The organism is Mesoflavibacter profundi (assembly GCF_014764305.1).
GTDB lineage: Bacteria > Bacteroidota > Bacteroidia > Flavobacteriales > Flavobacteriaceae > Mesoflavibacter > Mesoflavibacter profundi.
In genome coordinates this window covers 2,301,817-2,324,554 of sequence record NZ_CP061703.1, presented here as the reverse complement: position 1 = coordinate 2,324,554, position 22,738 = coordinate 2,301,817, and the positions used below count along the sequence as shown (strand labels likewise).

23 protein-coding genes and 2 tRNA genes are annotated in these 22,738 nt (G+C 30.4%); 12 read left to right on the top strand and 13 right to left on the bottom strand.

Features of this window, described 5'->3' with window-relative positions; all coding sequences use genetic code 11:
* Window positions 1–5: 5 nt before the first annotated feature.
* The 9 genes from IFB02_RS10480 to tgt form a co-directional block, all read right to left on the bottom strand.
* On the bottom strand, window positions 6–275 hold the full coding sequence (locus IFB02_RS10480; protein ID WP_106687320.1) for an EF-hand domain-containing protein: 270 nt from the start codon (window positions 273–275) through the stop codon (window positions 6–8).
* A gap of 56 nt (window positions 276–331) precedes the next feature.
* Entirely contained in the window at window positions 332–757 is a 426-nt protein-coding gene (locus IFB02_RS10475) for a secondary thiamine-phosphate synthase enzyme YjbQ (RefSeq protein ID WP_106687319.1), read from the bottom strand.
* 7 nt (window positions 758–764) lie between these two features.
* Window positions 765–2,024: an asparagine synthetase B gene (locus tag IFB02_RS10470; RefSeq protein WP_191072735.1), complete on the bottom strand. Its 1,260-nt coding sequence runs from the start codon at window positions 2,022–2,024 to the stop codon at window positions 765–767.
* A gap of 61 nt (window positions 2,025–2,085) precedes the next feature.
* On the bottom strand, window positions 2,086–3,114 hold the full coding sequence (locus IFB02_RS10465; protein ID WP_106687318.1) for an AI-2E family transporter: 1,029 nt from the start codon (window positions 3,112–3,114) through the stop codon (window positions 2,086–2,088).
* Window positions 3,115–3,145: 31 nt separating this feature from the next.
* Complete coding sequence (gene dnaB, locus IFB02_RS10460) at window positions 3,146–4,675, bottom strand: replicative DNA helicase (protein ID WP_106687317.1); 1,530 nt, start codon at window positions 4,673–4,675, stop codon at window positions 3,146–3,148.
* 256 nt (window positions 4,676–4,931) lie between these two features.
* A complete protein-coding gene (locus tag IFB02_RS10455) occupies window positions 4,932–5,885 on the bottom strand; it encodes an acetyl-CoA carboxylase carboxyltransferase subunit alpha (RefSeq protein ID WP_106687316.1) in 954 nt (317 codons plus the stop codon).
* 120 nt (window positions 5,886–6,005) lie between these two features.
* Window positions 6,006–6,905: a DMT family transporter gene (locus IFB02_RS10450; protein ID WP_106687315.1), complete on the bottom strand. Its 900-nt coding sequence runs from the start codon at window positions 6,903–6,905 to the stop codon at window positions 6,006–6,008.
* Window positions 6,892–7,965: an LptF/LptG family permease gene (locus IFB02_RS10445; protein WP_106687314.1), complete on the bottom strand. Its 1,074-nt coding sequence runs from the start codon at window positions 7,963–7,965 to the stop codon at window positions 6,892–6,894. The genes IFB02_RS10450 and IFB02_RS10445 overlap by 14 nt, the downstream gene beginning before the upstream one ends.
* 4 nt (window positions 7,966–7,969) lie before the next feature.
* On the bottom strand, window positions 7,970–9,100 hold the full coding sequence (gene tgt / locus IFB02_RS10440; RefSeq protein WP_106687313.1) for a tRNA guanosine(34) transglycosylase Tgt: 1,131 nt from the start codon (window positions 9,098–9,100) through the stop codon (window positions 7,970–7,972).
* Window positions 9,101–9,324: 224 nt separating this feature from the next.
* Here tgt and IFB02_RS10435 point away from each other — a divergent pair, with 224 nt between their 5' ends.
* From IFB02_RS10435 to IFB02_RS10425, 3 genes are all read left to right on the top strand, one after another.
* Window positions 9,325–10,170 carry a transketolase gene (locus IFB02_RS10435; protein WP_106687312.1) on the top strand — a complete coding sequence of 282 codons (846 nt, stop codon included), beginning with the start codon at window positions 9,325–9,327 and terminating at the stop codon, window positions 10,168–10,170.
* A 27-nt stretch (window positions 10,171–10,197) separates the two neighbouring features.
* Window positions 10,198–11,151, top strand: a complete 954-nt coding sequence (locus IFB02_RS10430; RefSeq protein WP_106687311.1) for a transketolase family protein — start codon at window positions 10,198–10,200, stop codon at window positions 11,149–11,151.
* Between the two features lie 149 nt (window positions 11,152–11,300).
* On the top strand, window positions 11,301–11,885 hold the full coding sequence (locus IFB02_RS10425) for an outer membrane beta-barrel protein (RefSeq protein ID WP_417568596.1): 585 nt from the start codon (window positions 11,301–11,303) through the stop codon (window positions 11,883–11,885).
* 30 nt (window positions 11,886–11,915) lie between these two features.
* On the opposite strand, the gene IFB02_RS10420 is transcribed toward IFB02_RS10425, so the two are convergent.
* A complete protein-coding gene (locus IFB02_RS10420) occupies window positions 11,916–12,980 on the bottom strand; it encodes an FKBP-type peptidyl-prolyl cis-trans isomerase (RefSeq protein WP_191072734.1) in 1,065 nt (354 codons plus the stop codon).
* Between the two features lie 139 nt (window positions 12,981–13,119).
* Between IFB02_RS10420 and IFB02_RS10415 the strand changes: the two genes are divergently transcribed.
* The gene (locus IFB02_RS10415; protein ID WP_106687308.1) at window positions 13,120–13,494 is read left to right on the top strand and encodes an RNA-binding S4 domain-containing protein; all 375 of its coding nucleotides are present in this window, start codon (window positions 13,120–13,122) and stop codon (window positions 13,492–13,494) included.
* Window positions 13,494–13,997, top strand: a complete 504-nt coding sequence (locus IFB02_RS10410) for a phosphoribosyltransferase family protein (protein WP_106687307.1) — start codon at window positions 13,494–13,496, stop codon at window positions 13,995–13,997. Before IFB02_RS10415 ends, IFB02_RS10410 begins: the two co-directional genes overlap by 1 nt.
* Here the strand turns inward: IFB02_RS10410 and IFB02_RS10405 are convergent.
* Complete coding sequence (locus IFB02_RS10405) at window positions 13,989–14,507, bottom strand: shikimate kinase (protein WP_106687306.1); 519 nt, start codon at window positions 14,505–14,507, stop codon at window positions 13,989–13,991. The genes IFB02_RS10410 and IFB02_RS10405 overlap by 9 nt on opposite strands.
* Before the next feature lie 128 nt (window positions 14,508–14,635).
* Between IFB02_RS10405 and IFB02_RS10400 the strand changes: the two genes are divergently transcribed.
* The 7 genes from IFB02_RS10400 to IFB02_RS10370 all read left to right on the top strand — a co-directional run bounded on the left by IFB02_RS10400 (window position 14,636) and on the right by IFB02_RS10370 (window position 19,730).
* A tRNA-Lys gene (locus IFB02_RS10400) sits at window positions 14,636–14,708 on the top strand.
* Between the two features lie 54 nt (window positions 14,709–14,762).
* Window positions 14,763–14,846: transfer RNA gene (locus IFB02_RS10395), tRNA-Leu, on the top strand.
* An 81-nt stretch (window positions 14,847–14,927) separates the two neighbouring features.
* Complete coding sequence (locus tag IFB02_RS10390; RefSeq protein ID WP_106687305.1) at window positions 14,928–15,830, top strand: MerR family transcriptional regulator; 903 nt, start codon at window positions 14,928–14,930, stop codon at window positions 15,828–15,830.
* Window positions 15,827–17,287, top strand: coding sequence for a phytoene desaturase family protein (locus IFB02_RS10385; protein WP_191072733.1), 1,461 nt, complete (start codon window positions 15,827–15,829; stop codon window positions 17,285–17,287). The genes IFB02_RS10390 and IFB02_RS10385 overlap by 4 nt, the downstream gene beginning before the upstream one ends.
* 2 nt (window positions 17,288–17,289) lie before the next feature.
* On the top strand, window positions 17,290–18,129 hold the full coding sequence (locus tag IFB02_RS10380; RefSeq protein WP_191072732.1) for a phytoene/squalene synthase family protein: 840 nt from the start codon (window positions 17,290–17,292) through the stop codon (window positions 18,127–18,129).
* 6 nt (window positions 18,130–18,135) lie between these two features.
* The gene (locus tag IFB02_RS10375; protein WP_106687302.1) at window positions 18,136–18,585 is read left to right on the top strand and encodes a sterol desaturase family protein; all 450 of its coding nucleotides are present in this window, start codon (window positions 18,136–18,138) and stop codon (window positions 18,583–18,585) included.
* Between the two features lie 5 nt (window positions 18,586–18,590).
* Window positions 18,591–19,730: a lycopene cyclase family protein gene (locus IFB02_RS10370; protein WP_191072731.1), complete on the top strand. Its 1,140-nt coding sequence runs from the start codon at window positions 18,591–18,593 to the stop codon at window positions 19,728–19,730.
* Here the strand turns inward: IFB02_RS10370 and IFB02_RS10365 are convergent.
* Together IFB02_RS10365 and IFB02_RS10360 are read right to left on the bottom strand one after the other, a co-directional pair.
* Window positions 19,727–20,293 (bottom strand): TlpA family protein disulfide reductase, encoded by a 567-nt coding sequence (locus IFB02_RS10365; protein ID WP_191072730.1) that lies wholly within the window; start codon window positions 20,291–20,293, stop codon window positions 19,727–19,729. The two genes, IFB02_RS10370 and IFB02_RS10365, sit on opposite strands and share 4 nt — an antisense overlap.
* 64 nt (window positions 20,294–20,357) lie before the next feature.
* Window positions 20,358–22,625 (bottom strand): aconitate hydratase, encoded by a 2,268-nt coding sequence (locus IFB02_RS10360; RefSeq protein ID WP_191072729.1) that lies wholly within the window; start codon window positions 22,623–22,625, stop codon window positions 20,358–20,360.
* Window positions 22,626–22,738 lie beyond the last annotated feature (113 nt).

Sequence of the window (22,738 nt, the reverse complement as noted above, 5' to 3'; positions counted from 1 at the left end):
TTAAATTATTTAGAAATCTCGTCTATTGCGGCTTTAAACTCTTCCCAACTTATTAGTTCGTCATTGTTTTTGTCGTAGCCTTCAATTAATTTGGTAGTGACAATTCCTCTAATAAAACCACTAATTTCAGCTTGTTTTAACAAGGTTTTAATTTCATCTTTAGATAGTTTTTTATCTCCATCTTTATCAAAAAAAGCAAACGCATCTTCAGGAGTATTAAAATGATTAGTAATAAGAATTTCTATCTTTTTAAGTATTGTTTCTTTTGTAGACATTTAAATAGTTTTAAATAAAGATACAAAACAAAATTTACCAATATTGTAAAGAAACGTTAATTGCCAAAAGCTGTAATTACAACGCTTCTACTTCCTCCATAATTGCGATGTTCACAAAGATAAATCCCTTGCCAAATCCCTAAATTAAGCTTACCATTTGTAATTGGAATAGTTACTGAAGCTCCAAATAACGATGATTTTATATGTGCTGGCATATCGTCTGCACCTTCATAGGTATGCTTATAAAAAGGTTCATTTTCTGGAACAAAGGTATTAATGTAGCTTTCAAAATCTACTCTAACTGTAGGATCTGCATTTTCATTTATGGTCAAACTAGCTGAAGTATGTTTGATAAATACTTGAAGTTGACCAATATTTATACTTTGAATTTCAGTTGAAATTTGAGCTAAAATTTCTGAAGTAATTAAATGAAATCCTCTTTTCTGTGGATTTAAGCTTATTTCTTTTTGAAAAAATTTCATCTAAATTTTAAGTTTTCTGCTTTTTCTTTTTAGCTGCAGGAAATAATACATTATTTAAAATTAATCTGTATCCTGGTGATGTTGGATGTAAATCTAATTCTGTTTTAGGATCACCAACTTTGTGTGTATAATCTTCAGGATCGTGACCACCATAAAATGTAAAAAAGCCTTTTCCTTTTATTCCGTGAATATATTTTGCTTCACTATTAGTCTTATTTTCACCTAAAACAAGTACGTTAGATTTAATTTCATTTCTATCAAAAGACGTCGTTTGCCCCATAAAACCTTTAACCAATGCTGTGTGATTTTGACATAACATGGTTGGAATTGGATCCCATTTTGCAGAGAAATCCATTAAAGAAAAATAATCTGTCTCTTTTGGTATTTTTCGCTTTGACGTCATGTCTATACTAGAAAACTCATAAACCAAAGGACTACGCTCTAAAGTGTAATCTTTAAATGCGAAGGTTTTATTAAAATCTATCTTCGCTTGGTAATTTGCATCACTTGCATCACCGTCAAACATAGGTTCGCAAATATCTACACCGTCTGCAGATAATGCAATATCAAAACTATCTGTTGCGCTACACATGGCAAACATAAATCCACCACCAACTACGTAATCTCTAATTTTTAAAGCAACATCACGTTTTTCTTCAGAAACTTTGCTATAACCTAGTTTTGTTGCTAAAGCTTCGGCTGCTTTTTTCTCTTCAATGTACCAAGCTGCTTGTCTATATCTAGCATAAAATTTACCATATTGTCCAGTAAAATCTTCGTGATGAAGGTGTAACCAATCGTAAAGTAAAAGTTCGTCTTTTAAAACTTCTTCGTCATAAACAGTTTCATAAGGTATTTCGGCATAAGTTAATACCATTGTCACAGCATCGTCCCAAGGTAATTTTCCTTTTGGTGTGTATACTGCAATTTTAGGCGCTTTTTCTAAAACTACAGCTTCCATATTTTTACTTGGACTGCTTATGTCTTCTAAAATACTTTCGGTTTTTGCGTCAGATAACACTTCAAAACTTACACCTCTAATTTGACATTCGCGTCTAATTCTTTCAGAATCTGGTAATAAAAAAGAGCCGCCACGATAATTAAGCAACCATTTAACTTTTAATTGCTGGCTTAAAGTCCAATATGTAATTCCGTAAGCTTTTAAATGATTTTTTTGCGACTCTGCATCCATTGGTATTAAGACATAGGACGCAAAACTTTGACCTGTAATTAATAAAAAAAGTATTAAAAAAAGTGTTTTCTTCATAGATGAAAGATAAACAAAAAAAGTGCCTTTTTTAATTTTTAAGTATCATTTTAAGCAAGATTTATGAACCTGAGAGCAAATCGGAAATAATTTTGGTTCGCGGAAACTGTTCTAAAATAATTTTTATAAAAACTGTAATAGGAATTGCCATAATTAAACCAGGAATTCCCCAAATAAATCCCCAAAACATAAGCATGACTAAAACAGCAATTATGTTAATTGAAAAAGATTTACCCATAAAAATTGGTTCTAAAATAGCTCCAAAAAGTATTTGAACAGAAGTTATTGATAAAATAAAAAATAATAAAACGCTAGACATTTCTAACTCTACAATTGCAAAAATAGATAGTAAAATTACTGTTATAAACGAACCTACCATTTGTACAAAATTGATTATAAACGCAAATAATCCCCAAAATATAGGAAAGCTAACATCAAAAAAGTAACACGCCAAACCAGTACCTACACCAGTTAGAAAACTAACTAAAAACTTAACTTTTATAAATTTTATCAAGTCCTTTTCAATCTTTCTAAAGGTTTTTATTGAAGTATGTTTTTGTTTTAAAAGTGTTCTATTAATTAATCGCTCTACATTTATAGATTCTGCTAACCATAAAACCACAAAAAATGTTGTAGTTAATAAAGCGGTTAAAAATTTAGAAATAAAGCTAACGGTTGGCGACAAGTTGTTTAAAATAACATCTTTGTTTAGATATTTATTAATAGTTTGAACACCTTCTACTTGCTGTATTCCAAAAAATGACTCTAAACTAGCAACTAAACCGTTTATTTTTGTTTGTGCTTTATCAAAAAAGTGAGAATCTGAAGTTAAAATTTCTCTACTAGATAATTTAATTAACTCTACGCCTATCCAAATACCTGCTACAATTAATAATAAAATTATGACAATACTTAAATACTTAGGTATTTTTCGTTTTCTTAAATTTCTTAAAATTGGTAAAAATAACAATGCAATAAACATTGAAAACACCAATGGAATAAAGATAAATGATAAAATTTTTAAAAGGTAAAACAGTATTGGAATTACAATTATTAAAAGTAAATAATTGGTCGTTTTTATTTTATCCATTGTTGTCAATTACTTAAAATGGTAATTAGTTTTAAAATGGCACATCATTATCTTCATCTGGAGCTCCAAAAGCATCATTTGCAGATGGGAAATTAGATTGCGGGAATGCATCGTCTGTTGAAGCATTCATTTTACTATGAAATTCTTGCCCAAAAGGTGTATCAAAGTCGTCTAAATTATCAAACTTACCAAGATGACCAATAAATTTAAGTCTAATATTTTCTAATCCACCATTACGGTGTTTTGCTACTATAAATTCGGCTTGACCTTCTGTTGGCGAGCGTTCTTCATCATCCCATTCATCAATTTTATAATATTCTGGACGATAAATAAAGCTTACAATATCTGCATCTTGCTCTATCGCTCCAGATTCACGTAAATCTGATAATAATGGACGTTTACTTCCGCCACGTGTTTCTACCGCACGAGATAACTGAGATAAAGCAATTACTGGAACACTTAATTCTTTAGCTAAAGCTTTTAAGTTACGAGAAATTGTAGAAATTTCTTGTTCACGGTTACCGCCAGTTCCAGACGCTGTCATTAACTGTAAATAATCAATAATGATCATTTTTATTCCGTGTTGTGATGCTAAACGTCTAGCTTTTGCACGCAAATCGAAAATTGAAAGTGATGGAGTATCATCGATATAAAGAGGCGCTTTTTCTAAAGATTTTACTTTTACGTTAAGCTGTTCCCACTCGTGTTTTTCTAATTTTCCTGTTCTTAATTTTTCTGAAGATAATCCAGTTTCACTAGAAATAAGACGCGTGATTAACTGTACCGATGCCATCTCTAAAGAGAAAAATGCAACTGGAATACCTGAATTTACAGCAATGTTTCGCGCCATAGTAAGTGTTAAGGCTGTTTTACCCATACCTGGTCTTGCTGCAACAATAATTAAATCACTTTCTTGCCAACCTGAAGTTAACTTATCTAACTTATCAAATCCAGAAGGAATACCACTCATTCCTTCTTTTTTAGAGATTTCTTCAATCTTCTTTTTTGCTTGTATTACAAGATCTTGAGCTGTTTCACTAGATTTTTTAATGTTACCTTGTGTTACTTCGTATAGTTTAGATTCTGCACTATCTAACAGATCAAATACATCTTTAGTTTCGTCATAAGCATCTTCAATAATTTCACTAGAAATTTTAATCAAACTACGTTGAATAAATTTTTGTAAAATAATACGTGCATGAAACTCGATATGCGCAGAAGACGATACTTTTTGGGTTAAAGAAATCAGGTAAAAATCACCTCCAACCATGTCTAACTTTCCGTTAGTCTTTAACTGTGTTGAAACTGTTAATAAGTCAATAGGTTGACTTTCTTGAAACAACATAAATACAGCTTCAAAAATATGTTGATGTGCTTCTTTGTAAAATGCATCTGCACTTAAAATATCGATAACCTCATCTACACCTTTTTTATCAATCATCATAGCTCCTAAGACTACTTCTTCAAGGTCTATAGCTTGTGGTGGCACCTTTCCTTTTTCTAGATTTATCAAGGTGCTTTTATCTACTTGGTAGCCTTTAAGTTGATTAGGTTGTTTCATTTATATTTTACACTTACAGATTAAAAGATAACGATTTTTAGAGCTGTTTTATTGGTTATAAATCTCTAATTTTTTGATTTTTTTTCGAGTTAACGAAAGTAAATAAATTGTTAAGAAAACCTTAATAAGACTAATGTCTTATCTTCACAGGTAATTAACAAAATAGCTGTTAATAACTTATTTTTTTTGTTGATAAGCATAAAAAAATCTGAAACTCAAGTTTCAGATTTTTTATGAGCAAATGATTTTATAAGGGTTATCCCTTAAATACTCCCATTTGAGAATATTTATCAATTCTTTTATTTACTAAATCTTTTGGTGATAAGTTTTTAAACTCTTCAAAAGCATCTACAATAGCCTTACTTACTGTTTTAAATGTAGTATCTCTATCTGTATGTGCGCCACCTAATGGTTCTTTAATAATTTCGTCAACAATTTTAACTTTTTTCATATCAGAAGCTGTAAGTTTTAATGCTTCTGCAGCTTGTTCTTTAAATTCCCAGCTTCTCCATAAAATAGACGAACAAGATTCTGGAGAAATCACAGAATACCAAGTGTTTTCTAACATCATGATTTTGTCTCCAACACCAATACCTAAAGCGCCACCAGAAGCACCTTCACCTATAACTATTGTAATAATTGGCACTTTTAATCTGGTCATTTCTAAAATGTTTCTTGCTATGGCTTCTCCTTGTCCACGTTCTTCTGCTTCTAATCCTGGATATGCACCTGGAGTATCTAATAAAGTAACTACTGGAATACCAAACTTTTCGGCAGACTTCATTAATCTTAAGGCTTTACGATAACCTTCTGGATTAGCCATACCAAAATTACGGTATTGTCTGGTTTTTGTATTGTACCCTTTTTGTTGACCAATAAACATAAAGGTTTGATCTCCTATTTTACCTAAACCACCAATCATAGCTTTATCATCTTTAAAACTTCTATCTCCATGAAGTTCTAAAAAACTATCACCGCAAATAGCTTTTATGTAATCTAATGTATATGGTCTGTTTGGATGACGTGATAATTGTACACGTTGCCAAGGAGTTAAATTTTTATATATATCTTTTTTTGTCGCTAATAGTTTTTTTTCTATTTGCTTGCAAGTTTGTGTCACATCTACATCACTTTCTTCTCCTATTAATTGACACTTATCTAACTGCTCTTCTAGTTCTTTTATTGGTAATTCAAATTCTAAATATTCCATGGGGAATGCTAATTTTAGTTTATTTGTTAGCTCACAAAATTACGTTTTTTTACTTTAAATAAACGCAAATATTTTAAAAATTGGGTAAACAAAAATGTTAATTGCAAGCTATATAAGATGTTAGGCTTTAGTTTTCTTTTTAAGAAATTTTAAGTTTTTTAATATTCCGTTTAATAATACAACGCTTAATATTATTATAGCTCCTATATAAAACGAAGATGACATTACTTCTGTCTCTGGAAATAAAATTAAAGCCAGTATAACACCATAAATTGGCTCTAAATTATAAGTAAGCACAACTGTGTAAGGACTAATATATCGCATTACATATACAGAAGCTATAAAAGCATATGCAGTACAAATGGATGCTAATATGGTTAAATATCCAAAATCTGAAATGCTTATATCGAAAAAGGTACTTGTAAATCCTTGTCCAAAAAACGCTATAAAAATTGTAATAAAAACAACACCACTAATAAACTCGTAAAACGAAATTTTTGTTGCAGAATGTTGCTCTAAAAACTTACCATTTAATACTGCAAATAATGAAGATAAAAACGCTGAAATAATACCTAGTATCATCCCATAAAGATGTTCTATTTCACTTTGAACAATTAAATAAATTCCTATGATTACTATTAGTCCAAAAATGATTTCGTAAGCAATTACTTTTCTTTTATAAAAAAATGGTTCTATAAGTGAAGCAAAAAAAGCACCTGTAGAAAACATAGCTAATGCAATAGATATATTTGCTACTTTAATTGCGCCATAAAATGTGATCCAATGTAAGGCTATTACTATACCTGCCAAACTTAATTTTATAAGATCTTTTTTTGAAATCTTTAAATTAATGTTTTTAATTTTTATATAAATAAACATTAGTATAGTAGCGATTACCATACGGTACCAAACTAAACTTACAGCGTTTATTGATATTAATTTTCCTAGAATTGCAGTAAATCCTGCAATAAATACTAATACATGAAGATGTAAATAATTTTTTAATTTATCGTTTAGCATTTTGAAGTAAGAAAAAAGCTAGTATACCAAATAAGATATTTGGTAACCAAACAGCTAAAAGAGGATTAAAATCTGACTGAGAAGCTAATGTCCCAAATATTTTATCAAAAAACACAAATACCATTGCAATACTAATACCTATTGCAAGGTTTACTCCCATTCCGCCACGACGTTTTCTAGAAGACACTGCAACTGCAATTATTGTTAAAATAAAAACCGAAACGGGTAAACTCCATTTTTGATATTTAGCCAATCTATAACGACCTAAAAATTTAGAACCACGTTTTTCTTCTCTATCAATAAATTTTAAAAGTTTTGGGTATGATAAAGTTTCTGCAATAAAATCTTCTGGAGTTAGATCTTCTAAATCAAACGGAAATATGGTGTCTTTTCTTCGTTCGATAATTATTTTGTCGTCTCTTTCTCCTACTATTCGTTTTTCAAAATTTCTTAATACGTATACAGAATCTTCTTCTACATATCTAATATTTGCAGCACTTAATTTGTATGCTAATTGGTCGTTTTCAAAATGTTCTAAAGTAAAATTTAATCCCATTTTTTTTGAAGCATCAAAACTACTTACATAAATAATGTCGTTATCGTTAATTTGCTTTAGCACATCTGTTTTATGATCATTTTTTTTACCGGAAAGGTATTTATATTTAAAATCATAAAATCCTTCACTTGCGTTTGGCGCAAGGTATAAACCCATTAAAATTGAAAATAATGCAACTATTGTTGCTCCTATTAAATATGGTCTTAAAAATCTTGAAAATGAAACTCCCGAACTTAAAAACGCAACAATTTCAGTATTATTTGCCAATTTTGAAGTAAACCAAATGACCGAAAGGAATAAAAATAATGGAAATAAAAGGTTTGCAAAATATATTGTGAAATTTAGCAAGTACATCATTACCTCTCCAAAAGGTGCTTCGTTTTCTATTATCTTACCAATTTTTTCTGCTAAATGTACTGTTATTCCTATAGGAACAAACAGTATTAACATCATAAAAAATGTAAGTAAATAACGTTTTAATATGTACCAGTCTAAAATTTTCATTTGATTACAAACGTTTATCCATTTGCTTAACCATTTTATCTTTCCAAGTTCTAAAATCTCCTGCAATAATATGTTTTCTTGCTTCGCGAACTAACCAAAGATAAAATCCTAAATTATGTATTGTTGCTATCTGTTTTCCTAATAATTCGTTTACATTAAATAGATGACGTAAATAGGCTTTACTATATTCGGTATCAACAAAGGTGATACCCATTTCATCTATAGGAGAAAAATCATCTCTCCACTTTAAATTTTTAATGTTAATTGTACCATGAGCAGTAAATAACATACCGTTTCTAGCATTTCTGGTAGGCATTACACAATCAAACATATCTACACCTAAAGCTATATTTTCTAGTATATTTATTGGTGTTCCTACACCCATAAGATATCTAGGTTTGTCTTCTGGTAAGATATCTGTAACTACTTCTGTCATAGCATACATTTCTTCTGCTGGTTCGCCAACAGACAATCCTCCAATTGCGTTACCTTCTGCGCCTACTCCTGCAATATATTCTGCAGATTGTTTACGTAAATCTTTATAAGTACTTCCTTGAACAATAGGAAAAAATGCTTGAGAGTAGTCGTACTTAAATGGTGTCTTTTTTAAATGTGTTAAACAACGTTCTAACCAACGATGGGTCATATGCATAGATCGTTTTGCATAATTGTAATCACATGGGTAAGGTGTACACTCGTCAAACGCCATAATTATATCTGCGCCTATTGTACGCTGTATTTCCATTACGTTTTCTGGTGTAAACGTATGATAACTACCATCTATGTGACTTTTAAATTTTACACCTTCTTCTTTAATCTTTCTGTTAGCAGAAAGAGAATATACTTGATATCCACCAGAATCGGTTAATATATTTCTGTCCCAGTTCATAAACTTATGTAATCCTCCAGCTTTTTCTAAAATGTCTGTTTGCGGTTTTAGATAAAGATGGTAAGTATTTCCTAAGATAATATCTGGATTAATTTCTTCTTTTAATTCTCTTTGATGTACTCCTTTTACAGAAGCTACAGTACCAACAGGCATAAAAATAGGCGTTTCTATAACACCATGATCTGTAGTGATAACTCCTGCTCTAGCTTTACTTTGTGTGTCTTTTGCTTTTAAATCGAAAGTCATAAATGTGTAAAATCTTCAGCTAGCAAATATAACCAAGAAATAGACAATGGGTCTTAAATAGATTATAAAATTTATAAAAGTTAAATAGTTAAAACGTTTTAGTAAAAAAATTGTTAGCAAAAATCTGTTTTTAGTTAATAAATGCGAGATTTCAATTTTGATAAGGAGTTATATTACATTAATTTTGAAGGCTTATTAACAACACATTTAATTACAAATAACAAATGGCAAGTACGCAACAATTAGAAGATTTGACCACTCAGGTACGTAGAGACATTTTACGCATGGTACATAAGGTAAACTCTGGTCATCCTGGTGGATCTTTAGGATGTGCAGAGTTTTTAGTAACTCTATACAATCAAATTATGGATAGAAAAGAAGGGTTTGATATGGACGGATTAGGAGAAGATTTATTTTTCTTATCTAACGGTCATATTTCTCCTGTGTATTATAGCGTACTAGCTAGAGCTGGATATTTTCCAGTAGAAGAATTAAATACTTTTAGATTAATCGATTCTAGATTACAAGGTCACCCAACTACTCATGAAGGTTTACCTGGAGTACGTATTGCTTCTGGATCTTTAGGACAAGGTTTAAGTGTTGCTTTAGGTGCTGCAGAAGCTAAAAAACTTAACGGATGTAAGCATTTAATTTATAGTTTACATGGTGATGGAGAATTACAAGAAGGACAAAACTGGGAAGCAATTATGTATGCTTCTGCAAAAAAAGTAGATAATATAATCGCTACAGTAGATTTAAACGGTCAACAAATAGATGGCGCTACAGATGATGTATTACCTATGGGAAGTTTAAAAGCAAAATTTGAAGCATTTGGTTGGTCTGTATTAACTATCGAAGAAGGAAATAACATAGATGCTATTTTAAAAGGAATGGATCAAGCTAAGCTACTAACAGGAAATGGTAAGCCTGTTTGTGTATTACTTAAAACAGTAATGGGTAATGGTGTAGATTTTATGATGCATACGCACGAGTGGCATGGTAAAGCACCAAACGATGACCAATTAGCAGAAGGATTATCGCAAAATGCTGAAACATTAGGCGATTATTAATTCAATTTAAAATAGATTACTACAATTATGAAAACTTATACAAATACAGGAAATAACGATACAAGATCTGGTTTTGGAGCTGGATTAGCAGAATTAGGTAGAACAAATCTTAATGTAGTTGCTTTATGTGCAGATTTAACACCTTCTTTAAAGATGGGTGAATTTATTAAAGAAAATCCAGATAGATTTTTTCAAGTAGGAATTGCTGAAGCTAACATGATGGGTATGGCTGCAGGATTAACCATTGGTGGAAAAATACCTTTTACAGGTACATTTGCTAATTTTTCTACAGGAAGAGTTTATGACCAAATTAGACAAAGTATTGCATACTCTGATAAAAACGTAAAAATTTGTGCATCTCATGCTGGATTAACGTTAGGAGAAGATGGTGCAACACATCAAATATTAGAAGATATAGGTTTAATGAAAATGTTACCAGGAATGACTGTAATCAATCCTTGTGATTATAACCAAACTAAAGCAGCTACTATTGCAATTGCAGATCATGTAGGTCCAGTTTATCTTCGTTTTGGTAGACCAAAAGTTGCAAACTTTACTCCAGCAGATCAAAAATTTGAAATTGGAAAAGCTTTACATTTACAATCTGGAACAGATGTAACTATAGTTGCTACTGGACATCTTGTTTGGGAAGCGCTAGAAGCTGCAAAAGTGTTAAATGAAAAAGGAATTTCGGCTGAAGTTATAAATATTCACACCATAAAACCTTTAGATAGTAAAGCTATATTAGATTCTGTAGCTAAAACTAGATGTATTGTGACTGCTGAAGAACACAATTACTTAGGTGGATTAGGAGAAAGTGTATCTAGAGTTTTAGCTCAGCATAATCCAACACCTCAAGAATTTGTTGCAACAAATGATACTTTTGGTGAGTCTGGTACACCAGCACAATTAATGGATAAATATGGCTTAAATGCAGATGCTATAGTTAACGCTTCTATAAAAGTTATTGGAAGAAAATAAATAGTTCTTTCAACTTAAAACTAAAGGCTTAATACCAAAATGTATTAAGCCTTTTTCTTTGGAAATTAGTTTATAAAAAATATTATGGCATAATTTTCGTTTAATAAGATATTCATCAAAAAACGATAATTATGAAAAATTTAAAAAGAATTAAAAATTCAGTTTTAATCTTAACATTATTTTCATTGACTATGAGTTTTAGTCAAAATGGTAGCGGATTTGGAATTAAAGGTGGATTAAATTATGGAGGAAATGGAGATTATTTTGAATCTATTTCTGAAAACTATCAGTCTCCAGATGAAAATATTGGCTATCATGTTGGAATATTTGGTAAAATTGGTGATAAACTTTACCTAAGACCAGAACTAATCTACACTGCTTTAAAAAGTGATTATGATGCTGGTACTTTTAATTTTAAAAAAATAGATGCTCCGATTTTAGTAGGCGCAAAAATAATTGGTCCACTTCATGCATTTGGCGGACCTAGTTTACAATACATCACAAATTCTGATTTTGAAGATGCTACCATAGAAACAATAGAAGAAGAATTTTCTGTTGGTCTTAATTTTGGTATTGGAGTTAATATTAATAAAATTGGTTTAGACTTAAGATACGAAAGAGGCTTTAATGATAACGAAGCTACAATTATTAACAACAATGTAAATATTAATAATCCTAATAGATTATCCACAAGACCAGAACAATTAATACTAAGTTTATCAATTCTGTTATAAAAAAAAGCCACTTTAAAAGTGGCTTTTTTTTTAGTTAGATGGATCTAAATAATCAGGAGTTCCATCATTGTCTGTGTCTGTTAAAATTGTAGTATGTAATCTATAGTTACCATTACTAAGGTATTCAATTTTAACAAAAATTTCGTTAGCAGCTGCATTGTTATCATAATAATCTTGAGCTTCCGCTTTTGTGGTAAACGGATTCATACTTGAATCTTCGTCATATTGCATTGGCTGAACTTCGTCTGCTGTTAAAATTTCATCGCCATCATCATCTGTATCTACAAAGTTTGCAACTCCATCTTCATCTGTATCATCATTATATCCATCTGAATCATTATCTAAATCCTCTAAATAAGACGGTATGTTGTCGTTATCAAAATCTGTAAAAATTCTTTCAATTAAATTTACTTTAAATATTATTGGATTATATGTACCGATTCCTGTTACAAAAGTTGAAAAGTATCCTAAACCAGATGGTATAAAAATAACACCTATTCCATGGTTTCTAATATTCAATGTTCCGTCGTTATTTTCGTTATATTCAGATGCTGTTTTAAATTCAATTAAACCTTCTCTAAAACCTCTAACTACTCCATAATTGATAGAACCTGAAGCATCTACAGCTGTTGTTAAATTTAAATTTGTTGGATTTATATTAAAATCAAATGCTTCTCCTTCAATATTTTCTCCTCTATATTTTACTGTAGCTCTATCTAATGAATTTAATTGATTACCTAAGCCTTCTCTTATTTTTAATATGTAAAGCTTATAATCTATACCATTTTGCTCAACAATTTTATATTCTAATTCTGGTCTATCAATTAGCGCTATTGCATCAGGATTAGTATCGTTTATTGTATCAAACGCTATTTCAAAATTATCATTTTGTATTGTGTAAGGATTATCAAAATCAAAATCTTGATAGTTATAAGTATGTGTAGATAAAAATTCTTCAATTTCTAAAATATCTTCATTATATACTTCTGTCTCATCTCGTTCTTCAATCGTAACGACTTCTTCATCATCTTTACAAGAATAAAAATTGAAAACAGTAACTAAAGCTGCTAAAAAAGTAATTTTTCTAAAATTCATATATTTTAATTTGATTGCTTTTTTAAAATTAAAGACTAATATTAAAAAGGTTTATGCAATATTGTTATTTTTGAGGTGGCAAGATACATTTTAATACTATGTTGCACAATAACGTTAACGTCAAATTTAGAAAATTTGTATGAGAATTGATAAGTATTTATGGTGTGTAAGGTATTTTAAAACAAGAAATCAGGCTTCTATAGCTTGTAAAAAAGGGCATGTTAAAGTAAATGGAGACACTGTAAAACCAAGTAGAGAAGTTTATGCAACAGATAAAATTGAAGTTAGAAAAAACCAAATAAATTATATTTTAACTGTTTTAGATATTCCAACTAACAGAGTTGGAGCTAAGTTAGTTGACATATATCGTGTTGATAACACCCCAAAATCTGCTTTTGAAACTCAAGAACTTCTTAAATTTGCTAAAGATTACTATAGAAAAAAAGGAACTGGACGACCTACAAAAAAAGATAGACGCGATTTAGACGATTTAGATTTAAAAAACCAACAATAATGACTAGCAATAAGAATGTAATATTAAACGCTTCTGAAATAGATAATAAACTAAGAAGAATAGCCTATCAAATTTACGAGGCTAATGTTAATGAATCTGAAATTATTCTAGCTGGTATAGACAAAAATGGTTATACTTTAGCTGAAGATTTAAAAATTAAACTACAGAGTATTTCTTCAATAAAACCAATAATTTGCAAGGTTACAATTGATAAAAAGAACCCATTAAATCCAATAAACACATCATTAAAATCAGATGATTACAAAAACAAATCCATAGTTTTAATTGATGATGTTTTAAATTCTGGGAGCACTTTGATATATGGTGTAAAACATTTTTTAGAAGTGCCTTTAAAACAGTTTAAAACAGCTGTTTTAGTGAACAGAAATCATAAAAAATTCCCGGTTAAAGCAGATTTTAAAGGAATTTCACTTTCTACCTCATTACATGAACACGTACAAGTCGAATTAAACGATAAGTCTTGGTTAGCTTACTTAGAATAATTCGAGTAATATTTTTTCACTTATTTCTTCAATGCTCAAATCAGTAGTATTTAATTTTATTTGAGCTTTATTATAAAAGAAAGAACGCTCGAATAAATGTTTAGCAATAAACTCTTTAATTTCTTCTTTAGATTTTAAATGACTAATTAATGGTCTTATTGTATCATTAACTAATCTGGTTGTAATAACATCTATACTCGCTTTCAAATAAATTGTTATAACATTATTAATTGTGTTTAACCAATCTACTGAATCATAAAAACAAGGTGTTCCTCCTCCTAAAGATAAAACACAATTTTTCTGTTCATTTATAATATCTTTTAGATAAGTATGCTCTATTTTTCTAAAGTAAATTTCACCTTTTGTTTCAAAAATGTCTTTTACTTTCATTTTTTCTTTTTCTTCAATATAAAAATCCAAATCTATAAATGAATAATTTAAAATTTCCGCAACATGTTTACCTACAGTAGACTTTCCTGAAGCCATATACCCTAAAAAAACTAAAATCATTATTATTTGTTAATCACTGATTATAAAACCATTAGTTATTTAGTCAACAAAAAAACAAAAAAAAATGCAATTTAGGGTTGGAATATTAATAAAAGCTCTTATATTTGCACCCGCAAACAACAAACAATGACCGGGTAGCTCAGTTGGTAGAGCATCTCCCTTTTAAGGAGAGGGTCCTGGGTTCGAGCCCCAGCCCGGTCACAAAAAAAGTTAAGCTTAAAAGCTTAACTTTTTTTTTATCTTTATTTTTCTATAGCGCACGTGGCGGAATTGGTAGACGCGCTAGCTTGAGGGGTTAGTGACTTAAAAGTCGTGGAAGTTCGAGTCTTCTCGTGCGCACTTTAAAACTTGTTAATTATTTCTAAAAATTAAGACTTAAATTTTCTTAATATCATTTTGTTTAACTATTTTAGCTAAACAATGAACAGTATTAAAACAAAATTTAGCATTAAAGACCTAGAAAACCTTTCTGGGATAAAAGCGCATACTATTAGAATATGGGAGAAGCGCTACAATTTATTTCAGCCTAATAGAACCGATACTAATATTAGATATTACAGTTTATCAAGTCTACAAAAGATTTTAAATATTAGCTTTTTAAACAATAATGGTTACAAAATATCTAAAATAGCAAAACTTAGCGAGACAGAAATCCCTAATCTTGTTAAAGAAATCGCAGCAAGTAAAGATCAAAATAATCATTCTATAAATCTATTAAAATTAGCAATGATAAATTTTGATCAAGGATTGTTCCACAAGACATACAACAAATTAATTGAAGAAATGTCATTCAGAGAAATATTCTTTGATGTCTTTATTCCTCTTTTAAATCATGTTGGTCTCTTATGGCAAACAGATACAATTACTCCAACACACGAACATTTTATTGTTGAATTAATAAAAAAGAAGATACTACTACACACAGAAGAAGTTAACAAAAACTTTATTCCATCTTTAGACGAAACTACGTATGTAATATTTTTACCTGAAAATGAAATGCACGAATTGGGTATAATGTATACCAATTTTGAACTAGCCAAAAGAGGACTTCACACTATTTACCTTGGTCAATCTGTACCAATAGATAGCTTAGTCTTCTTAATTTCTAAATACAATAAAATAAGTTTTGTTTCGAGTTTTACAATACAACCTGAAAAAGAAAATACGCTCTCATATTTAGACGAATTCTACGATAAATTATTAAAAGGTACTAAAAATGAATTTTATGTATCTGGTAAACTAACAGAAGGATTAAATTCTATGCCAGACAAAAAGATCCATTTACATCAAACCACAAAATCATTAATAGAACACATTAAATGAATAAAAACATAGCCATAATAGGATCTGGATTTTCTGCCTTATCTGCAGCTTGCTACTTAGCTAAAGAAGGGAATAATGTTTCTGTTTTTGAAAAAAACGAAAGTATTGGCGGACGCTGTAGACAGTTTAAAAAAGACGGTTTTACTTTTGATATGGGCCCAAGTTGGTATTGGATGCCAGATATTTTCGAAAAGTTTTTTAACGACTTTGGGAAAACAACTTCAGATTTTTATCAATTGGACAAGCTTTCACCTGCTTATAAAATTTTCTTCAGTGACGACATCATAACTATTGGTGATTCTTTAGATAAGATTTGTGAAGAATTTGAGCGTATAGAACATGGTAGCTCTATTACTCTTAAAAAATTTATAAATAAAGCTGCAGACAATTATAATATAGCTATAAATAAAATTGTTTTAAAACCTGGAATTTCTCCATTAGAATTAGTTACAAAAGACACTATAGTTCGCTTAGATCAGTTTTTTAAAACCATAAGCAACGATGTTAGAAAAAAATTTAACAACCCTAAATTAATTTCTACATTAGAGTTTCCGGTTTTATTTTTAGGTGCAAAACCAAGTAATACACCTTCTTTTTACAACTTTATGAATTATGCCGATTTTGGTTTGGGAACATGGCATCCTAAAGGTGGTATGTATCAAATCATACTAGCTATGCAACAAATAGCAGAGGATTTAGGTGTTAAAATTCATACTAATACGAATGTAAATAACATATCTGTATCTAATAAAAATGCAACTGCTATAACTGTTAATGATAAAGAAATTCATTTTGATATTTTGATAAGTGGTGCAGATTACCATCATACCGAAACACTTTTACCAGAAAATTACAGACAATACTCACAAAAATATTGGGATAAAAAAGTCTTTGCACCTTCTTCCCTATTATTTTATTTAGGGATAAATAAAAAACTTAAAAATGTCTCGCATCACAACTTGTTTTTCGATACTAATTTCGAAACACATGCTGAAGATATTTATGATAATCCTAAATGGCCTAACCAACCATTATTTTACGCAAACTTCCCTTCGGTTTCAGACCAAACTATGGCGCCAGAAGGTTGCGAGAATGCCTTCTTTTTAATTCCTATTGCACCAGGCTTGGAAGACACACCAGAAATTAGATCTCAATATTTCGATATTATAATTTCAAGATTTGAAGCCTTAACCAAACAAAGCATTAAAAATAATGTTATCTTTAAAGATAGCTTTTGTGTAAACGACTTTATTAAAGACTATAATTCTTTTAAAGGAAATGCGTATGGTATGGCAAATACACTTTTGCAAACAGCCTTTTTAAGGCCTAATTTAAAAAGTAAAAAAGTTAATAATCTCTACTTTACAGGACAATTAACAGTTCCTGGTCCAGGTGTACCGCCAGCGTTAATATCTGGAAAATTAGTAGCAGAGCTAATCCTTAAAAACCACCAATAATTATGAAAGCTTTATTCGATTCTGTATCAAATAATTGTAGCAAACTAGTAACAAATGCTTACAGCACATCTTTTTCTTTGGCTACAAAAATGCTAGCAAAATCTATAAGACAAGATATTTACAATATTTATGGTTTTGTAAGATTTGCAGACGAGATTGTAGACTCTTTTCACGATTTTAATAAAGAAGAATTATTTAACAATTTTGAAAACGATTTAGAATTAGCTCTAAAAAATAAAATTAGTCTAAACCCAATATTAAATGCGTTTCAACATACATATCACAAGTATAACATAGAAAAACATATGGTTGATGCGTTTATGAAAAGCATGAGATTAGACCTTTCTGAAGTTAAGTACACGACAGATAAAGAATATAAAGATTACATTTATGGCTCTGCAGATGTAGTTGGTTTAATGTGTTTAAAGGTATTTGTTAAAGGTGATCAAAACCAATTTGAAAGCTTAAAAGATAGCGCTATGTCGTTAGGTTCTGCTTTTCAAAAAGTAAATTTTTTAAGAGACTTAAAAGCAGATCACGAGACTTTAGATCGTACTTATTTCCCAAATACAGATTTAAATAATCTTACAGAAGAAGATAAATTATTTATAATTAACGATATTGAAAATGATTTTAAAGCTGGTTTAAACGGAATAAGATTACTACCTATAGAAGCTAAATTTGGTGTCTTTACAGCGTACAGATATTATTCGCAATTATTAAAAAAACTTAAACTTACACCTGCTTTAGACATTAAAAACACAAGAATTCGTGTTCCTAACTACAAAAAAGCCGAATTACTAACTAGAAGTTTTGTAAAGTACCAGCTAAATTTATTATAATAGACTATGAAAACAATATATTGGATATTAATCTTTTTAGGCACATTTTCTATAATGGAATTTATGGCATGGTTTACTCATAAATACATCATGCACGGATTTTTATGGTCACTTCATAAAGATCATCATCTAAAAGATCACGACAGCTGGTTTGAGCGTAATGATGCCTTTTTTATCTTTTATGCCATAGTTAGTATGACTTGCTTTTACTTATGGAGTTACGAAGATATTTGGTACACATTACCAATAGGATTAGGTATTATGGCTTATGGTGCAGCTTACTTCTTAGTACACGATATTTTTATCCATCAACGCTTTAAAATGTTTAGAAATGCCAATAATTGGTACGCACGTGGTGTTAGACGTGCACACAAAATACATCACAAGCATATTGGTAAAGAAGATGGAGAAAACTTTGGCATGTTAGTCGTACCATTTAAGTATTTCAAAAAATAGACTAAATGTCTCAAAAACATTATGATTATATCATAGTTGGCAATGGTTTAGCTGGTCTTCAATTAGCCTTAGCTTTTGCCAAAGATTCTTATTTTAATTACAAATCCATTGCTTTAATAGACGCTTCTACTAAAACTGAAAATGATAAAACTTGGAGTTTTTGGGAAAAAAACAATAGCACTTTTAGTCATCTAGCTTACCAATCTTGGCAACATGCAACTATCTACGCAGAAGACCAAAAAATAAGCTTAAACCTAAAACCTTATACTTATAAATCGATACGCGCAATAGATTTTTATGCGGAAGCTAAAGCACAACTCAATCAGCAAGACAACATTACATTTTTGGTAGAAACCGTGACTTCTGTTAAAGAAAAAAATATAGTTGAAGTCACTACCAAAACAAACAACTATACGACAAATCATGTTTTTGATAGTCGAATTCCTGACGCGTTTTTTAAAGATGAAAAAGCCACAACTTTAATACAACATTTTAAAGGTTGGATTATAGAAGCTGAAAGCGATGTTTTTAATGAAAACAGCTTTACAATGATGGATTATCGTTTAAAAGATAATAATCAAACAACCTTTATGTATGTATTACCGCATACAAAAAATAAAGCGTTAGTCGAATTCACTTATTTTACAGAAAACACTGTTAAGAATGATCATTACGACAACTATTTAAAGCAATATATTTCAGAATATTTAAACATTAATAATTATAATATTATTGAAACTGAAGTTGGTCAAATACCAATGACAACTTTTGATTTTCAATCGTTTAACACATCCAAAATCACTAAAATTGGTACAGCTGGCGGTTGGGTAAAACCTTCAACGGGATATTCTTTTAAACTCACAGAAAAAAGAGTTGCAAAAATTATTAAAAACATAAAATCCAATCAACCAACCACAAACGGACTTTTTAAAAACAAGTATAAATTTTACGACAAAGTATTTTTACAAGTTTTAAAAGATAATAATGAAAAAGGCGAATGGATCTTTAAACAATTTTACAGTAAAAATAGTACACCAACCATGTTTGAATTTTTAGATGAAGAGTCTTCACTTTTTGAAGACATTAAAATTATGTGGTCGCTATTTAGTTTCAGATTTATTAAAGCTTTTTTCAAAACACTTTAATCGTTTAAAAGCTTATCTATAGTTGCTCTAACTTTATCTCCGTTCCAATTAGCAACTCCTGTTTTATCAATAACAATCTTACCATTTTTATCAATTAAAAAAGTGCGTGGTATACTTGATACTTCAAAATCTGGATGATTTGACATTGGGTAATATACCTCTAAACTATAACCATTTTTAGTCAAAAATGCTTTCACTTTTTCACTATCATCATTGGTGACGAATAAAAATTCAACTTCATCTTTATAATCGTTATAAAGTTGATCTAAGTCAGACATTTCTGCAATACATGGCGGACACCAAGTTGCCCAAAAATTAATAAATACTACTTTGTTTTTAGCTAAAGAAAAGTCGTAAATATTACCGTTAACATCTTGTAAAGTCCATTGGAAGGTTTTCAACTGGATTCGTTCATCTTCAGCTTCTATACTAGGAGAAAATACAGACAAGCCTTTTTGTAATTGAATTTGTATAAACTGTCTTGATTGCGGAATTATCATTAACACAATAAACAACCCAAACAGAATATTACTTAAAGATAATTTTGGTTTAATAGATTTCATTTTAAAATATATGAAACAAAAAACTCCTGAATATTCAGGAGTTTTTATTATTTAATTTAATAAACTATGCGTTTTGAGCTGCAATTAAATTTAAAGCAGAACCTGCTTTATACCATTCTATTTGAGCTTCGTTATACGTATGATTTACTTTAATAGTGTCTTTACTTCCGTCTGAATGTACGACTTCAATATGAAGTGGTTTATTAGGTGCAAATTCATTTAAATCTAAGAAGTTAAATGTATCATCTTCTTGTATTAGATCGTAATCGGCTTCATTATCAAACGTTAAACCTAACATACCTTGCTTTTTAAGGTTTGTTTCGTGTATACGTGCAAAAGATTTTACAATTACAGCAGCTACACCTAAGTGTCTTGGCTCCATCGCAGCATGCTCACGTGAAGAACCTTCACCGTAATTATGATCACCAACTACAACCGTCCAAACACCTTCTTTCTTGTATTCGCGTTGTGTATCTGGTACGCCACCATATTCACCAGTTAATTGGTTTTTAACAAAGTTAGTTTTCTTATTGTAAGCATTTACTGCTCCAATTAAACAGTTGTTAGAAATATTATCTAAGTGACCTCTAAAACGTAACCAAGGTCCAGCCATACTAATATGGTCTGTGGTACATTTTCCAAAAGCTTTAATTAATAATTTAGCACCTGTTATTGAATCACCTATTGGTGTAAATGGTGTTAATAATTGTAATCTTTCAGAATCTTCGGTAACTTTAACAACAACGCTACTACCATCTTCTCTTGGTTCTAAATAACCGTTTTCTTTAACTTCAAAACCTTTTGGTGGTAATTCCCATCCAGTTGGTTCGTCTAACATCACTTCTTCTCCATCTTCATTAATTAATTTATCTGTCATTGGATTAAAATCCAAACGACCAGCAATTGCTATAGCTGCTGTTAATTCTGGAGACGCCACAAAAGCATGTGTATTTGGGTTACCATCTGCACGCTTAGCAAAGTTTCTATTAAACGAATGAACTATACTGTTTTTTGGTGCATTTTTAGGATCGCTATATCTAGCCCATTGACCAATACAAGGTCCACAAGCGTTAGTAAATATTGTAGCATCTAATTTTTCAAAGATTTCTAAAATACCATCTCTTTCTGTAGTATATCTTACTTGCTCAGAACCAGGATTGATACCAAATTCTGCTTTAGTTTTTAGCTTTTTATCTAATGCTTGTTGCGCAATAGATGACGCTCTTGATAAATCTTCGTAAGACGAATTTGTACAAGAACCAATTAATCCCCATTCTACTTGTAAAGGCCAATCGTTATCTGTGGCTTTTTTAGTCATTTCTTTACCAGCTGGAGTTGATAAATCTGGAGTAAATGGTCCGTTTAATAATGGATTTAATTCAGATAAATTAATTTCAATTACTTGATCAAAATATTGTTCTGGATTAGCATATACTTCAGGATCTGCTGTTAAGTATTCACGAACTTTATTTGCAGCGTCTGCTACATCAGATCTATCTGTTGCACGTAAATAACGCTCCATAGAATCGTCATAACCAAAAGTAGAAGTAGTTGCTCCTATTTCTGCTCCCATATTACAAATGGTTCCTTTTCCTGTACAAGACATAGATGTTGCGCCAGGACCAAAATACTCTACAATTGCGCCAGTACCACCTTTTACTGTTAATATTTCAGCAACTTTTAAAATAACGTCTTTTGGTGCTGTCCAACCAGACAATTTACCTGTTAACTTAACACCTATTAACTTAGGAAATTTAAGTTCCCAAGCCATTCCAGCCATTACATCTACTGCATCTGCGCCACCAACACCAATAGCTACCATACCTAATCCACCAGCGTTAACGGTATGAGAATCTGTACCAATCATCATTCCTCCAGGAAACGCATAATTCTCTAATACCACTTGGTGAATTATACCCGCTCCTGGTTTCCAGAAGCCAATACCGTATTTGTTAGAAACTGATTCTAAAAATTCAAAAACCTCTTTACTAACATTGTTTGCATGCTTTAAATCTTTTTCAGCACCATCTTTAGCTTGAATTAAGTGATCACAATGCACCGTAGTTGGCACTGCAACTTTATCTTTTCCTGCTTGCATAAATTGCAATAATGCCATTTGTGCTGTTGCGTCTTGACAAGCAATTCTATCTGGTGCAAAATCTACATAATCTTTACCTCTTGTGAAAGCTGTTTTTGGTGTTCCGTCCCAAAGGTGATTGTATAAAATCTTTTCAGAAAGTGTTAAAGGTTTACCTACAACTTCACGAGCAGCGTCTACTCGTTCTACCATTTGGCTATATACCTTTTTAATCATGTCAATATCAAATGCCATAAGTTTTTGTTTTTTTGTTTGTCTTAAATTTATTAAAAAAAATGATATGATTTGAGTCCAAATACTATCATTTTTATAGATTTTTAATTTAATAAAATTCTTTCATTTTTATC

Excerpts from the sequence above, each read along its gene's own strand:
- IFB02_RS10445 (WP_106687314.1), bottom strand. The coding sequence starts at position 7,965 with ATGAAAATTTTAGACTGGTACATATTAAAACGTTATTTACTTACATTT.
- IFB02_RS10480 (WP_106687320.1), bottom strand. The coding sequence starts at position 275 with ATGTCTACAAAAGAAACAATACTTAAAAAGATAGAAATTCTTATTACT.
- dnaB (WP_106687317.1), bottom strand. The coding sequence starts at position 4,675 with ATGAAACAACCTAATCAACTTAAAGGCTACCAAGTAGATAAAAGCACC.
- IFB02_RS10390 (WP_106687305.1), top strand. The coding sequence starts at position 14,928 with ATGAACAGTATTAAAACAAAATTTAGCATTAAAGACCTAGAAAACCTT.
- IFB02_RS10475 (WP_106687319.1), bottom strand. The coding sequence starts at position 757 with ATGAAATTTTTTCAAAAAGAAATAAGCTTAAATCCACAGAAAAGAGGA.
- IFB02_RS10385 (WP_191072733.1), top strand. The coding sequence starts at position 15,827 with ATGAATAAAAACATAGCCATAATAGGATCTGGATTTTCTGCCTTATCT.
- IFB02_RS10470 (WP_191072735.1), bottom strand. The coding sequence starts at position 2,024 with ATGAAGAAAACACTTTTTTTAATACTTTTTTTATTAATTACAGGTCAA.
- IFB02_RS10365 (WP_191072730.1), bottom strand. The coding sequence starts at position 20,293 with ATGAAATCTATTAAACCAAAATTATCTTTAAGTAATATTCTGTTTGGG.
- tgt (WP_106687313.1), bottom strand. The coding sequence starts at position 9,100 with ATGACTTTCGATTTAAAAGCAAAAGACACACAAAGTAAAGCTAGAGCA.
- IFB02_RS10415 (WP_106687308.1), top strand. The coding sequence starts at position 13,120 with ATGAGAATTGATAAGTATTTATGGTGTGTAAGGTATTTTAAAACAAGA.
- IFB02_RS10455 (WP_106687316.1), bottom strand. The coding sequence starts at position 5,885 with ATGGAATATTTAGAATTTGAATTACCAATAAAAGAACTAGAAGAGCAG.
- IFB02_RS10370 (WP_191072731.1), top strand. The coding sequence starts at position 18,591 with ATGTCTCAAAAACATTATGATTATATCATAGTTGGCAATGGTTTAGCT.
- IFB02_RS10430 (WP_106687311.1), top strand. The coding sequence starts at position 10,198 with ATGAAAACTTATACAAATACAGGAAATAACGATACAAGATCTGGTTTT.
- IFB02_RS10360 (WP_191072729.1), bottom strand. The coding sequence starts at position 22,625 with ATGGCATTTGATATTGACATGATTAAAAAGGTATATAGCCAAATGGTA.
- IFB02_RS10450 (WP_106687315.1), bottom strand. The coding sequence starts at position 6,905 with ATGCTAAACGATAAATTAAAAAATTATTTACATCTTCATGTATTAGTA.
- IFB02_RS10465 (WP_106687318.1), bottom strand. The coding sequence starts at position 3,114 with ATGGATAAAATAAAAACGACCAATTATTTACTTTTAATAATTGTAATT.
- IFB02_RS10420 (WP_191072734.1), bottom strand. The coding sequence starts at position 12,980 with ATGAATTTTAGAAAAATTACTTTTTTAGCAGCTTTAGTTACTGTTTTC.
- IFB02_RS10380 (WP_191072732.1), top strand. The coding sequence starts at position 17,290 with ATGAAAGCTTTATTCGATTCTGTATCAAATAATTGTAGCAAACTAGTA.
- IFB02_RS10405 (WP_106687306.1), bottom strand. The coding sequence starts at position 14,507 with ATGATTTTAGTTTTTTTAGGGTATATGGCTTCAGGAAAGTCTACTGTA.
- IFB02_RS10375 (WP_106687302.1), top strand. The coding sequence starts at position 18,136 with ATGAAAACAATATATTGGATATTAATCTTTTTAGGCACATTTTCTATA.
- IFB02_RS10410 (WP_106687307.1), top strand. The coding sequence starts at position 13,494 with ATGACTAGCAATAAGAATGTAATATTAAACGCTTCTGAAATAGATAAT.
- IFB02_RS10435 (WP_106687312.1), top strand. The coding sequence starts at position 9,325 with ATGGCAAGTACGCAACAATTAGAAGATTTGACCACTCAGGTACGTAGA.